Origin of the sequence: Burkholderia sp. BCC1644 (assembly GCF_902833225.1) — a bacterium.
Classification (GTDB): Bacteria; Pseudomonadota; Gammaproteobacteria; order Burkholderiales; family Burkholderiaceae; genus Burkholderia.
Genome location: NZ_CADFEI010000021.1, coordinates 78,289 through 91,713, shown reverse-complemented (window position 1 = coordinate 91,713; position 13,425 = coordinate 78,289). Strand labels below are relative to the sequence as shown.

The following is a 13,425-nucleotide window of genomic DNA, read 5'->3' as shown; positions in this document are numbered from 1 at the left end:
GCAGTCCGACTCGTCATTTGCCGACGATCACGTGGGGCGGCATCTCGTCGAGCGTGCTCGCTTCCACTTCGATCTCCGAACAGACTACCGATGTGTCGACAATCGTCAGCGTCTGCTGGGCCTGTATGCCAATGACGCGCGGATAGCGCGACATTCGCGGCCCACGCGGCTTCTCGGCTCGCTGCGCCGGGCGGCGCAGGAAGCGCGACAGTTCCGTCAGCGCCAACTGATAGACATCCCGCTTGAACTCGATCACCGCATCGAGCGGTACCCAGTACTCGTTCCAGCGCCACGCATCGAACTCCGGGTGGTCGGTCGCGCGCAAGCAAATGTCGCAATCGCGTCCAACCATCCGCAGCAGGAACCAGATCTGCTTCTGGCCGCGGTAATGACCGCGTACTTCGCGTTTGATGAACTTGTCAGGCACCTCGTAACGCAACCAGTCGCGCGTGCGACCGATTATCTTGACGTGTTCCGGATGCAGGCCGGTTTCCTCGTGCAGTTCCCGGTACATCGCCTGCATGGGGGTCTCGCCATACTTGATCCCACCTTGAGGAAACTGCCAGGAATGCTCGCGGAGCCGCTTGCCCCAAAACACCTCGTTGCGCGCGTTCAAGAGGATGATGCCGACGTTCGGGCGAAAGCCTTCACGATCCAGCATACAACCACCTTCGAATCCTTTAAAATTGCTTTGATTATAAACAGATAACGGGCGCTGCGCACCGTGACGGAGCGAATCCGCACGGGGTACACCGGCTGAATTGTCCCTGATTAGTCTGCTACGTCATCTGCGCCATCGTCGTTCGTCGCGCGCAGCTTTTTCACCTTGAAACTTTTTCGGGCGCCCCGCCTGGGGGCGCCGTTTTTGGAACCGTCCGCATGAAAGCTTCCCGTTTCTTTATCGGCACCCTGAAAGAAGCTCCCGCCGACGCAGAGATCGTCAGCCACAAGCTGATGGTCCGCGCCGGCATGATCCGTCGCGTCGCCGGCGGCATCTATAACTACCTGCCGGTCGGCCTGCGTTCGATTCGCAAGGTCGAAGCGATCGTGCGCGAGGAAATGAACCGGGCGGGCGCCATCGAGCTGCTGATGCCGGCCGTGCAGCCGGCCGAGCTGTGGCAGGAATCGGGCCGCTGGGAACAGTACGGCCCCGAGCTGCTGCGCTTCAAGGACCGCAAGGACAACGACTTCGTGATCGGGCCGACGCACGAGGAAGTCATCACCGACATCGCGCGCAACCAGATCAAGAGCTACCGGCAGATGCCGGTGAACTTCTACCAGATCCAGACGAAGTTCCGCGACGAGATCCGTCCGCGCTTCGGCGTGATGCGCGGCCGCGAATTCATCATGAAGGACGCGTACTCGTTCGACAAGGACGCGGCCGGCCTGAACGAGTCGTATCGCAAGATGTACGACGCGTACGTGCGCATCTTCACGCGCCTCGGCCTCGAGTTTCGTGCGGTCGCGGCCGACAGCGGCTCGATCGGCGGCAACTTCTCGCACGAATTCCACGTGATCGCCGATACCGGCGAGGACGCGATCGCCTACTGCCCGACCTCCGAGTTCGCGGCGAACATCGAGGCGGCCGAAGCGCTGCCGCTGATCGCCGAACGCGCGGCGCCGGCCGAGGCGATGGCGAAGGTCGCGACGCCCGGCAAGGCGAAGTGCGAAGCCGTCGCCGAATTGCTGGCGATCCCGCTCGAGCGCACGATCAAGTCGATCGTGCTCGCGACCGACAACGAAGGCGCCGAGCCGACCATCTGGCTGGTGATGCTGCGTGGCGACCACGACCTGAACGAGATCAAGGTGTCGAAGCTGCCGGGCCTGAAGAACCACCGCTTCGCGACCGAGCAGGAAATCGTCGAGTGGTTCGGCACGCCGCCGGGCTATCTCGGCCCGGTCGGCACGAAGAAGCCCGTGAAGGTGATCGCGGACCGCACGGTCGCGAACATGAGCGATTTCGTCGTCGGCGCGAACGAGGTCGACTATCACATCGCCGGCGTGAACTGGGGCCGCGACCTGCCGGAACCGGACGTCGCCGACGTGCGCAACGTGAAGAAGGGCGACGCGTCGCCGGACGGCAAGGGCGTGATCGACATCTGCCGCGGCATCGAAGTCGGCCACGTGTTCCAGCTCGGCACCAAGTACTCGGAAGCGATGGGTGCGACGTTCCTCGACGAGTCGGGCAAGCCGCAGCCGATGCTGATGGGCTGCTACGGCGTCGGCGTGACGCGCATCCTCGGCGCGGCGATCGAACAGAACTTCGACGATCGCGGCATCATCTGGCCCGAGTCGATCGCGCCGTTCGAAGTCGTGCTGTGCCCGATGGGCTATGACCGCAGCGAGATGGTGCGCGAAACGGCCGACAAGCTGTACGCGGAACTCGTCGCGGCCGGCATCGACGTGATCCTCGACGATCGCGGCGAGCGCCCGGGCGTGATGTTTGCCGACTGGGAACTGATCGGCGTGCCGCACCGCCTCGTGATCGGCGAGCGCGGCCTGAAGGAAGGCAAGATCGAGTACCAGGGCCGCCGCGACGCCGAAGCGACGCTGCTGCCGGCCGACGAAGCTGCGGCGACGGTCGCGGAGAAGATCCGCGCCGCGCTCGCACGCTAAGCACGGCGACCGGGGGACACGATGGAATACACGTTCCTGTCGGCCACCGTGCTCCTGGTGCTGATCACCGATCCGCTCGGCAACATCCCGCTGTTCATTTCGGCGATGCGGGATGTGCCGCGCGAGCGGCGCGTGAAGCTGATCCTGCGTGAAGTGGGGATCGCGTTCGTGATCCTGCTGTTCTTCATGGTGGTCGGCGACCGCTTCCTGCGGATGATGAGCCTCACCGACCTGTCGCTGCGGCTCGGCGGCGGGATCGTACTGTTCCTGATCGCGCTGCGGATGATCTTCCCGCATCCGGACGGCGCGCTCGGCAGCGATCCGCGCGCGGGCGGCGAGCCGTTCATCGTGCCGCTGGCGATTCCGGCGCTGGCCGGGCCGTCCGCGCTGGCGACGGTGATGCTGCTGACGTCGCAGGCGCCCGGCAAGATGCTCGAGTGGGTCGGTGCGCTGACGGTCACGATGATCGTCTGCGCGATCACGCTGGTACTGGCCGAACGGATCCAGCAATGGCTCGGCGAGCGGACGGTCGCTGCGTTCGAGCGGCTGATGGGCCTCGTGCTCGTCGCGATCTCGGTCGAGATGCTGCTGGCCGGCATCCGCGCGTTCGTGCACCAGTTATAAGGCGGCGGCACGCGCACGAAAAAAAGCGGCGCTCCGGGAAACCGGAGCGCCGCTTTTCTTATCGGGCGGGCAGGGCGGCGATCAGACGTCGGTGGTCAGCGCGCGGATCGTCGGCAGGTTGCGCCAGTAGCCCTTCGCGTCCATCCCGCAGCCGAACACGTAGCGATCCGGCACCGGGAAGCCGCAGAAGTCGGGATGCAGCGGCTTCGCCTTCGCGAGCGTCTTCTCGCACAGCACGGCCGACATGAAGCGCTGCGCGCCCATGTCGAGGATCCGGTCGCGGATCGCGGCCATTGTCTCGCCTTCGTCGAGGATGTCGTCGAGCACGAGCACGATGCGGTCCTTCACCGATTCGCGCGGCGCGACTCGCCAGTGCATCTCCGGGCTGCCCTGCGTCGTGTTGCGGTAGCGGGTCAGGTGGATGTAGTCGAATTCGAGCGGGAAATCGAGATGCGGCAGCAGCATCCCGGTAAACACCGCGGCGCCGCCCATCACCGAGAGAACGAGCGGGAACGCGTCGCCGATCTCGGCGCGGATCGCGTCGGCCATCTTGGAGATCGACGCGTTGACGGCATCGGCCGACACGATCTCTTCGGAGTGGTTGAAAATGTGGAGGGCTTCTTCGCGGTTCATGTGTTCTGGCGGGCAGTCGGTATACAAATAAGAATGAAGCAGAACGGCGGGCGCGCGCTACAGCAAAAACCCGCGCGCCGGCCGACGGGCGGAATCAGCGCATGCCGGGCATCATGCCCTTCAGGCCGCGCATCATCTTCTGCATGTTGCCGCCCTTCAGCTTCTTCATCATCGTACGCATCTGGTCGTACTGGTTCAGCATCCGGTTGACTTCCTGCACCGGCACGCCCGCGCCGGCTGCAATGCGGCGCTTGCGCGTCGCCTTGATGATTTCGGGCTTCGCGCGCTCGGCGGGCGTCATCGAGCTGATGATGCCTTCCATCCGGCGGATCGACTTCTCGGCCTGGCCCATGTCGGCGCCGGCGGCCGCCTGCTGGAATTGCGCGGGGAGTTTATCCATCAGCGACGACAGGCCGCCCATGTTCTTCATCTGCGAGATCTGCGCGCGGAAATCGTTCAGGTCGAAGTCGCCGCCTTTCTTGACCTTGTCGGCGAGCTTCTGCGCGGCCTGCACGTCGACGCCGCGTTGCGCCTCCTCGACGAGCGCGAGGATGTCGCCCATGCCGAGGATCCGGTTCGCCATCCGGTCGGGGTGGAACACTTCCAGGCCGTCGAGCTTCTCGGCGACGCCGACGAACTTGATCGGCTTGCCCGTGATGTGACGCACCGACAGCGCGGCACCGCCGCGCGAGTCGCCGTCGAGCTTGGTCAGCACGACGCCGGTAAGCGGCAGCGTGTCGTTGAACGCCTTCGCGGTGTTGACCGCGTCCTGGCCGAGCATCGCGTCGACGACGAACAGCGTTTCGGCCGGCTTCAGCGTGCCGTGCAGCGCGGCGATTTCCTGCATCATCGCCTCGTCGATACCGAGGCGGCCGGCCGTATCGACGATCAGCACGTCATGGTAGTGGCGCTTCGCCCAGTCGACGGCCGCGACCGCGATGTCGACGGGCTTCTGGTCCGGCGTGGACGGGAAGAAGTCGGCGCCGACCTGTTCGCTCACCGTTTTCAGCTGCATGATTGCGGCCGGGCGATACACGTCGCACGACACGGTCAGCACCTTCTTCTTGTACTTCTCGCGCAGCAGCTTCGCGAGCTTGCCGACGGTCGTGGTCTTGCCCGCGCCCTGCAGGCCGGCCATCAGGATCACGGCGGGCGGCGTGACAGCCAGGTTCAGCTCGGCGGCCTTGCCTTCGTAGTCGCCGCCGATCACGGCGATCAGTTCCTTCTGGACCACGCCGACGAGCGCCTGGCCCGGCGACAGGCTGCTGATCACTTCTTCGCCGAGCGCCTTTTCCTTGACCTTGGCGATGAATTCGCGGACGACGGGCAGCGAAACGTCAGCCTCCAGCAGCGCGAGACGCACCTCGCGGAGCATCTCCTGCGTGTTCGCCTCGGTAAGCCGGGCTTCGCCGCGCAGCGTCTTGACGACGCGCGCCATCCGTTGAGTGAGATTGTCGAGCATGGGGAGCGATGGACAGTGGGGCCCGAAGGCGCGGCGGAACCGAACAAAGGGAGCCGTCGCGGGAAGGGGGCCTAGTGTAAACTTCGAACATGGATATTGTACTGTATGCCCTCACCGCATTCCTGTACGGCGGCCTCGCCGTCGCAGGCTGGCGCACGCACCGCCAGGGCGCGACGCCGCTCGTCGCGAGCGTGCCGGCCGTGCCGGTTCCCGCGTCCGCCGCGTCCGGGATGAGCGGGGCCGGCCGCGCGCTGCTGTTCGCCGCGCTCGTCGCGCACGGCGTACTGCTCCATATGACGATCTTTCCGAACGACTCGATGGTGTTCGGCTTCGCGTTCGCGCTGTCCGCGATGTTCTGGCTCGGCGCCGGCATCTACTGGATCGAGAGCTTCTTCTTCCCGCTCGACAGCCTGCGCCTGCTGGTCTTGCCGCTCGCGTGCGGCGCGTCGCTGCTGCCGCTCGTGTTCGGCGGCGTGCGGGTGCTTCCTTATGCCGCAGCGCCGCTGTTCAAGCTGCACTTCCTGATCGCGAACATCGCGTACGGCCTGTTCGCGATCGCCGCGCTGCACGCGATCCTGATGCTGATGGTCGAGCGGCGCCTGCAGTCGCTGAGGAGCGGCGGGCGCGACGGCTCGACGGGCTGGATCGCGAGCTGGCTCGAAACGCTGCCGCCGCTGCTCACGCTCGAGAAGCTGCTGTTCCGCCTGATCGGCGCCGGCTTCGTGCTGCTCACGCTGACGCTCGCGTCGGGCATCCTGTTCAGCGAGCAGGTCGACGCGCGTGCGCTGCGGCTCGACCACAAGACCGTGTTCGCGATCCTGTCGTGGCTGATGTTCGGCGGCCTGCTGGTTGCGCGCAAGACGTCGGGCTGGCGCGGCCGTGGCGCCGCGCGCTGGGTGCTCGTGTCGTTCGCCGCGCTGCTGCTCGCGTATGTCGGCAGCCGGTTCGTTTTCGAGGTGCTGCTGCACCGATCCGTGGTTTGAACGCAGGTTTCCGATGCGACAGATTCTTCTCCTGATTCTTCTCTTCTTCGCGGGTTCGTGGCTCACGCGCAAGCTGCGCCAGGCCCAGGAGCAAGCGCAGGCGCGCACTGGCCGCGGCGCGGGTCACGACGGTGCGCCCGGTGCCGGCGGTGCCGGCGCTGCGCGCCCGAACGGCGACGCTCGCTCGCTGCCCGAGCCGATGGTGCGCTGCGCCGAATGCGGCGTGCATGCGCCGAAGGGCGACGCGGTCGCCGCGGGTGGCGAATACTTCTGCAGCGCCGAGCACGCGCAGCGCCACGCCGCGCGTGCAAGCGGTCACGACGCACGATGAGCGACGCGCCGTTGTTGTCGGTCGACGCGAACGGCTGGGTGCGCGAAGCGCGCCATGCGCCGTCGCCGAACTTCGAGGGGCGGCCCGCGGGTGCGGTGCCGACGCTCGTGATCGTCCACAACATCAGCCTGCCGCCCGGTGAGTTCGGCGGCGACGCGATCGAGGCGCTGTTCCTGAACCGCCTCGACTGCGATGCGCACCCCTATTACCAGCGCCACCTGCGCGGCGTGCGCGTGTCCGCGCACTTCCTGATCCGCCGCGACGGCGAACTCGTGCAGTTCGTGTCGTGCGACGAGCGCGCGTGGCATGCGGGCTCGTCCGAGTTCTTCGGCCGGGTGCGCTGCAACGACTTCTCGATCGGCATCGAGCTCGAAGGCGCGGACGACGTGCCGTTCGACGATGCGCAATACGCGGTCCTGGCCGCGCTCTCCCGCGCGCTCGCCGAGCACTATCCGGTCGACGCATTCGCGGGGCACTCGGACGTCGCGCCGGGCCGCAAGACCGACCCGGGCCCGCACTTCGATTGGCAACGCTTCGCGAGCGATGCCGGTTTTTCCGCCGAATACTTTCCTTTCCGTCAGCACTGATCGCGGGGTTTTTGAACCGGCGAAAAAATTTTTTCCGACCAATGCCTTGTCACGTCTGCCCCTCCGGGAGCCGGGGGTGATGTCAATACCTTCAGCGCAAATTATCCGTTTTGACCTCGTCCGAATGTCCACTATACTTGGTGCCAGTTGAGTAGTTCTGCACTAGATATAGTGTGTGTCGCAGGGGAAACCCGAGCGGCACCGGCCGGCGGGCAACGCCGGCGGACAGGGTTCTCAGGGCGGCGCGTCAGGCCGGGTGGTCCGGGCGTCGCGATCAGCGCAGCGAACATCGACGGGGCAGGGGATACATGACGAAGCACACGACCGGATCGGTTGTCGCGCATCGACCGAACCGGCTTCCCCGGCGCATCGCTCGCCTCTTACCGCTCGCGCACCGCGTTGCGCGGCGTTCGTTTTAATCCGCGGTTCTCTCCGCACCATCCAACACCAGGAGCTTTGCACATGCAAACCACCGACAACGCGACGTCCCAGTACGAGAGCGCCTCGAGCCGTCCGCTCGGCGGGACCGAACAGGGCGCGAAGGCGCTCGCGCCGCAGGCCACGTTCGCCGACTACAAGGTGATCCGCCGCAACGGCAGTGTGGTGTCGTTCGAACCTTCGAAGATCGCGATCGCGGTGACCAAGGCTTTCCTGGCCGTCAACGGCGGGCAGGGCGCGGCATCGGCGCGCGTGCGCGAGCAGGTCGAACAGCTGACGCAGAACGTCGTGCGCGCACTCGTGCGCAGCCGCCCGAACGGCGGTACGTTCCATATCGAAGACATCCAGGACCAGGTCGAACTCGCGCTGATGCGCGGCGGCGAGCACAACGTCGCGCGTGCGTACGTGCTGTATCGCGAGAAGCGTCACCTCGAGCGCCAGCATGCGGGCGAGGAAGCAGCGGCAGCGGGCGGCGAGTCGAGCACCGGCATCAACGTCGTCGACAACGGCGTCACGCGTCCGCTCGACCTGAACGCGCTGCGCGCGCTGATCGTGTCGTCGTGCGAAGGCCTCGGCGCTGCGGTTAACCCTGACCCGATCGTCGCCGAAACGGTGAAGAACCTGTACGACGGCGTGCCGATGAGCCAGGTCTACGACTCGGCGATCCTCGCAGCGCGCACGATGATCGAAAAGGATCCGGCATACAGCCAGGTCACGGCCCGCATCCTGCTGCACACGATCCGTCGCGAGATCCTCGGCGAGGAAGTCGTGCAGGCCGAGATGTCGGCCCGCTACGCGGAATACTTCCCGCAGTTCCTGAAGCGCGGCGTCGACGCCGGCCTGCTCGACGACAAGCTGCTGCAGTTCGACCTGAAGCGCCTCGGTGAAGCGCTCGACGCGAACCGCGACCTGCAGTTCGGCTACCTCGGCCTGCAGACGCTGTACGACCGCTACTTCCTGCACGTCGAAGGCAGCCGCATCGAAATGCCGCAGGCATTCTTCATGCGCGTCGCGATGGGCCTGTCGCTGAACGAGATCGACCGCGAAACGCGCGCGATCGAGTTCTACAACGTGCTGTCCAGCTTCGACTTCATGAGCTCGACGCCGACGCTGTTCAACTCGGGCACGCACCGCTCGCAGCTGTCGTCGTGCTACCTGACGACGGTCGCGGACGATCTCGACGGCATCTATGAAGCGCTGAAGGAAAACGCGCTGCTGTCGAAGTTCGCCGGCGGTCTCGGCAACGACTGGACGCGCGTGCGTGCACTCGGCTCGCATATCAAGGGCACGAACGGCAAGTCGCAAGGCGTGGTCCCGTTCCTGAAGGTCGTGAACGATACGGCCGTCGCGGTGAACCAGGGCGGCAAGCGCAAGGGCGCGGTCTGCGCGTACCTCGAATCGTGGCACCTCGACATCGAGGAGTTCCTCGAGCTGCGCAAGAACACCGGTGACGACCGCCGCCGCACGCACGACATGAACACGGCGAACTGGATTCCCGACCTGTTCATGAAGCGCGTGATGGAAGGCGCCGACTGGACGCTGTTCTCGCCGTCGACCTGCCCGGACCTGCACGACAAGTTCGGCGCCGATTTCGAGAAGGCTTACACGGCTTACGAAGAGAAGGTCGCGCGCGGCGAGATCAAGCTGTTCAAGAAGATCCCGGCGGCGCAGCTCTGGCGCAAGATGCTGGGCATGCTGTTCGAGACGGGCCACCCGTGGATCACGTTCAAGGATCCGTGCAACGTGCGCTCGCCGCAGCAGCACGTCGGCGTCGTCCACTCGTCGAACCTGTGCACGGAAATCACGCTGAACACGAGCGACACCGAAATCGCGGTGTGCAACCTCGGCTCGGTGAACCTCGTCGCCCACCTGGTGAAGCAGGCCGACGGCAGCTACGCGCTCGACCACGACAAGCTGAAGCGCACGATCAGCGTCGCGATGCGCATGCTCGACAACGTGATCGACATCAACTACTACGCGGTGCCGAAGGCGCGTAACTCGAACCTGAAGCACCGTCCGGTCGGCATGGGCATCATGGGCTTCCAGGACTGCCTGCACCTGCTGCGCACGCCGTACGCGTCGACCGAAGCGGTCGAGTTCGCCGATCGTTCGATGGAAGCGGTGTGCTACTACGCGTACCACGCGTCGACCGAGCTGGCCGAGGAGCGCGGCCGCTACTCGAGCTACCGCGGCTCGCTGTGGGATCGCGGCATCCTCCCGCAGGACACGCTGAAGCTGCTGGCCGAAGCGCGCGGCGGCTACGTCGAGGTCGACTCGTCGGAGTCGCTCGACTGGACGACGCTGCGTTCGCGGATCGCCACGCACGGCATGCGCAACTCGAACTGCGTCGCGATCGCGCCGACGGCGACGATCTCGAACATCATCGGCGTGTCGGCCTGTATCGAACCGACCTTCCAGAACCTGTACGTGAAGTCGAACCTGTCGGGCGAATTCACGGTGGTGAACGAGTACCTGGTGCGCGACCTGAAGGAACGCGGCCTGTGGGACGAAGTGATGGTCGCCGACCTGAAGTACTTCGACGGCATGCTGTCGCGCATCGACCGCATCCCGGCCGACCTGCGCGCGATCTACGCGACCGCGTTCGAAGTCGACCCGACGTGGCTGGTCGAAGCGGCATCGCGTCGCCAGAAGTGGATCGACCAGGCGCAGTCGCTGAACATCTATATGGGCGGCGCGTCGGGCAAGAAGCTCGACGAGGTCTACAAGCTCGCATGGCTGCGCGGCCTGAAGACGACCTACTACCTCCGCACGATGGCGGCGACGCACGTCGAGAAGTCGACGGTCGCTCACGGCGCGCTGAACGCGGTGCCGACGAGCGGCGGTTCGAGCAGCGGCGGCGCGCAAGGCGCAGCTGGCGGCTTCGGCGCGGCAGGCGGCGCAGCATCGTCGTCGGGCGCAGTCGACGCGGCACCGGCACTCGCGCCGGTCGAGGCCGACGGTCCGGTGTGCACGATGCGTCCGGGTGATCCCGGCTTCGACGAGTGCGAAGCGTGCCAGTAACGCAACGCGCCTGACCTGAAGAAGGTTCGGGCGGCGCACACGGCGACCGATCGAGGTTGAAGTGTGCGCCGCTCTCAACTAAAAAAATGATAAGGAATCTGTAACGCGGCACCTGCGTTGCAGGCAGTGACAAGCGATCGAAACATCCCCGACGACGTCGCGTTTCGATCAGCGTTCGATGCGTCGAGCGCACCTCGCGATACACGCGCGACTCACGTCGCGCGCTGCATGAACGACGAAGCGTTGCTCAAAGTGTTGTATCGAGGTCGCAAGGCGAATCGAAAAAAGGATTTTTCGTGAGCGAACCCTTTTATCGCTCAGGAAAAGATGGTACAAACCGTTCTAAATTGATGGTGAGAATTTATGCTCAACTGGGATGACGAGAAGACTGCCGTAACCCCCGCGAGCGGAGCGCAGCAAAACGCGATGCGCACCTCCGCCGGGATGGCTGTCGGAATGCAGGCTGCAACGCCTGCCGCCCATCAGGTCCGTGACATTTTCGAAGGCGATCTTGCGGTGCCGCCGCAAGCATCGGCTGTTCCCGCCGGCGGTTCGGAAGCGCGGGTCAATGTCGCCGACAAGCGCATCATCAACGGCCAGACTGACGTGAATCAGCTGGTGCCGTTCAAGTACAAGTGGGCGTGGGAAAAGTATCTGGCCGGTTGCGCGAACCACTGGATGCCGCAGGAAATCAACATGTCCCGCGACATCGCACTGTGGAAGGACCCGAACGGTCTGACCGAGGACGAGCGCCGCATCGTGAAGCGCAACCTCGGCTTCTTCGTGACGGCCGATTCGCTCGCGGCGAACAACATCGTGCTCGGCACGTACCGCCACATCACGGCGCCCGAGTGCCGGCAGTTCCTGCTGCGCCAGGCGTTCGAGGAAGCGATCCACACGCACGCGTACCAATACATTGTCGAATCGCTCGGTCTCGATGAAGGCGAGATCTTCAACGCGTACCACGAGGTCACGTCGATCCGCGCGAAGGACGAATTCCTGATTCCGTTCATCCATACGCTGACGGATCCGGCTTTCAAGACCGGCACGCTCGAAGCGGATCAGAAGCTGCTGAAGTCGCTGATCGTGTTCGCCTGCATCATGGAAGGCCTGTTCTTCTATGTCGGGTTCACGCAGATCCTCGCACTCGGCCGCCAGAACAAGATGACGGGTGCTGCAGAGCAATATCAGTACATCCTGCGCGACGAGTCGATGCACTGCAACTTCGGCATCGACCTGATCAACCAGATCAAGCTCGAGAATCCGCACCTCTGGACCGCGGAGTTCCGCGCCGAGATCCGCGAGCTGTTCAAGCAGGCTGTCGAACTCGAATACCGCTACGCCGAAGACACGATGCCGCGCGGCGTGCTGGGTTTGAACGCGTCGATGTTCAAGAGCTACCTGCGCTTCATCAGCAACCGCCGTTGCCAGCAGATCGGCCTCGATCCGCTGTACCCGAACGAGGAAAACCCGTTCCCGTGGATGAGCGAGATGATCGACCTGAAGAAGGAACGCAACTTCTTCGAGACGCGTGTGATCGAGTATCAGACGGGGGGCGCGCTGTCCTGGGAATAACCCGCAGCAGCGAACCCGTCACATGATGTGAGCAGCCGGTGGCCTCTCGGCCCCGGCCCTAGGTTTAGGAGCAAGAACGCCTGATGCAAAGCATGCCCGGTGCCTTAACGGCCCAACGATACGACCGGCACTTTGCGAACCCTTCAGTGGGATGGGCAAACTTCCCTCCGGATAAAGCGGACGGCCGTGTGGCGGTCCGCTTGATCAAGCGATTAGGGGTAGCGGCGCGAGGTGCGCCGGCTACCGACTTGATTTGGCGCGCGAGGCCGAGTGGTCACGCGCGCCATACCGTATTCATTAGCGTAAGCGCGTGGTATCCGCGTACGCCGATGAATAGCCCGCTTCGAAGCGCACGTCCTGAACAGCGTCCGCGGGAAGCGGGTTTTGACGAAGGGTGTAGTTTGAACTGACTCTCATCTGAACCTGAAGGAGAACAACATGGCTACTGCCAAGAAGAAACCGGCTGCTAAGAAGGTTGCTGCCAAGAAGACCGTTGCGAAGAAGGCTGCTGCTCCGGCGAAGAAGGCCGCTGCAGTGAAGAAGGTCGCAGCGAAGAAAGTCGCAGTGAAGAAGGTTGCTGCGAAGAAGGCAGCACCGGCGAAGAAGGCCGCTGCGAAGAAGGTTGCAGTCAAGAAGGTCGCAACGAAGAAGGTTGCAGCCAAGAAGGTCGCAGCGAAGAAAGTCGCAGTGAAGAAGGTTGCTGCAAAGAAGGCAGCACCGGCGAAGAAGGCCGCTGCGAAGAAGGTTGCAGCCAAGAAAGTCGCAGTGAAGAAGGTTGCTGCGAAGAAGGCAGCACCGGCGAAGAAGGCCGCTGCGAAGAAGGCTGCGCCTGCCAAGAAGGCTGCTGCGAAGAAGGCCGCGCCTGCGAAGAAGGCTGCCGCTAAGAAGGCTGCGCCTGCCAAGAAGGCTGCCCCTGCGAAGGCGGCTGCTGCTCCGGCGAAGAAGGCTGCTGCCCCGAAGAAGGCTGCTGCTCCGAAGAAGGCCGTCGTGAAGAAGGCTGCGCCGGCAACGACCGCGTCGACCGCATCGGTTGCGCCGGCATCGGGCGCGAAGACCGCGCTCAACCCGGCAGCTGCATGGCCGTTCCCGACCGGCAGCCGTCCGTAATCGCGGCTGACCAGCACCACCCGGACACTCACGTGGTGTCCGTGGGTT

Annotated in this window: 12 protein-coding genes; 9 read left to right on the top strand and 3 right to left on the bottom strand. The window is 64.6% G+C overall.

Annotated features, from left to right (window positions below; all coding sequences use genetic code 11):
* Positions 1 to 13: 13 nt before the first annotated feature.
* On the bottom strand, positions 14 to 661 hold the full coding sequence (locus HWX87_RS31805) for an RNA pyrophosphohydrolase (RefSeq protein ID WP_176050922.1): 648 nt from the start codon (positions 659 to 661) through the stop codon (positions 14 to 16).
* Positions 662 to 879: 218 nt separating this feature from the next.
* Here HWX87_RS31805 and HWX87_RS31800 point away from each other — a divergent pair, with 218 nt between their 5' ends.
* Together HWX87_RS31800 and HWX87_RS31795 are read left to right on the top strand one after the other, a co-directional pair.
* Positions 880 to 2,616 carry a proline--tRNA ligase gene (locus tag HWX87_RS31800; RefSeq protein ID WP_176050921.1) on the top strand — a complete coding sequence of 579 codons (1,737 nt, stop codon included), beginning with the start codon at positions 880 to 882 and terminating at the stop codon, positions 2,614 to 2,616.
* 21 nt (positions 2,617 to 2,637) lie between these two features.
* Positions 2,638 to 3,240, top strand: a complete 603-nt coding sequence (locus HWX87_RS31795; RefSeq protein ID WP_048251148.1) for a MarC family protein — start codon at positions 2,638 to 2,640, stop codon at positions 3,238 to 3,240.
* 81 nt (positions 3,241 to 3,321) lie between these two features.
* On the opposite strand, the gene HWX87_RS31790 is transcribed toward HWX87_RS31795, so the two are convergent.
* Both HWX87_RS31790 and ffh read right to left on the bottom strand, forming a co-directional pair.
* Entirely contained in the window at positions 3,322 to 3,873 is a 552-nt protein-coding gene (locus HWX87_RS31790) for a hypoxanthine-guanine phosphoribosyltransferase (protein ID WP_176050920.1), read from the bottom strand.
* 94 nt (positions 3,874 to 3,967) lie between these two features.
* The gene (gene ffh / locus HWX87_RS31785) at positions 3,968 to 5,335 is read right to left on the bottom strand and encodes a signal recognition particle protein (RefSeq protein WP_176050919.1); all 1,368 of its coding nucleotides are present in this window, start codon (positions 5,333 to 5,335) and stop codon (positions 3,968 to 3,970) included.
* Between the two features lie 89 nt (positions 5,336 to 5,424).
* Between ffh and ccsA the strand changes: the two genes are divergently transcribed.
* From ccsA to HWX87_RS31750, 7 genes are all read left to right on the top strand, one after another.
* A complete protein-coding gene (gene ccsA, locus HWX87_RS31780; protein ID WP_046544887.1) occupies positions 5,425 to 6,318 on the top strand; it encodes a cytochrome c biogenesis protein CcsA in 894 nt (297 codons plus the stop codon).
* A 13-nt stretch (positions 6,319 to 6,331) separates the two neighbouring features.
* Positions 6,332 to 6,649, top strand: coding sequence for a PP0621 family protein (locus tag HWX87_RS31775; RefSeq protein ID WP_176050918.1), 318 nt, complete (start codon positions 6,332 to 6,334; stop codon positions 6,647 to 6,649).
* Complete coding sequence (gene ampD / locus HWX87_RS31770; protein WP_176050917.1) at positions 6,646 to 7,236, top strand: 1,6-anhydro-N-acetylmuramyl-L-alanine amidase AmpD; 591 nt, start codon at positions 6,646 to 6,648, stop codon at positions 7,234 to 7,236. The genes HWX87_RS31775 and ampD overlap by 4 nt, the downstream gene beginning before the upstream one ends.
* Positions 7,237 to 7,698: 462 nt before the next feature.
* Positions 7,699 to 10,695 (top strand): ribonucleoside-diphosphate reductase subunit alpha, encoded by a 2,997-nt coding sequence (locus HWX87_RS31765; RefSeq protein WP_176050916.1) that lies wholly within the window; start codon positions 7,699 to 7,701, stop codon positions 10,693 to 10,695.
* 363 nt (positions 10,696 to 11,058) lie between these two features.
* Positions 11,059 to 12,270 (top strand): ribonucleotide-diphosphate reductase subunit beta, encoded by a 1,212-nt coding sequence (locus HWX87_RS31760; protein WP_014898151.1) that lies wholly within the window; start codon positions 11,059 to 11,061, stop codon positions 12,268 to 12,270.
* Between the two features lie 83 nt (positions 12,271 to 12,353).
* On the top strand, positions 12,354 to 12,680 hold the full coding sequence (locus tag HWX87_RS31755) for a hypothetical protein (RefSeq protein WP_124455333.1): 327 nt from the start codon (positions 12,354 to 12,356) through the stop codon (positions 12,678 to 12,680).
* 28 nt (positions 12,681 to 12,708) lie between these two features.
* A complete protein-coding gene (locus HWX87_RS31750; RefSeq protein WP_176050915.1) occupies positions 12,709 to 13,377 on the top strand; it encodes a histone H1-like DNA-binding protein in 669 nt (222 codons plus the stop codon).
* Positions 13,378 to 13,425: the final 48 nt, after the last annotated feature.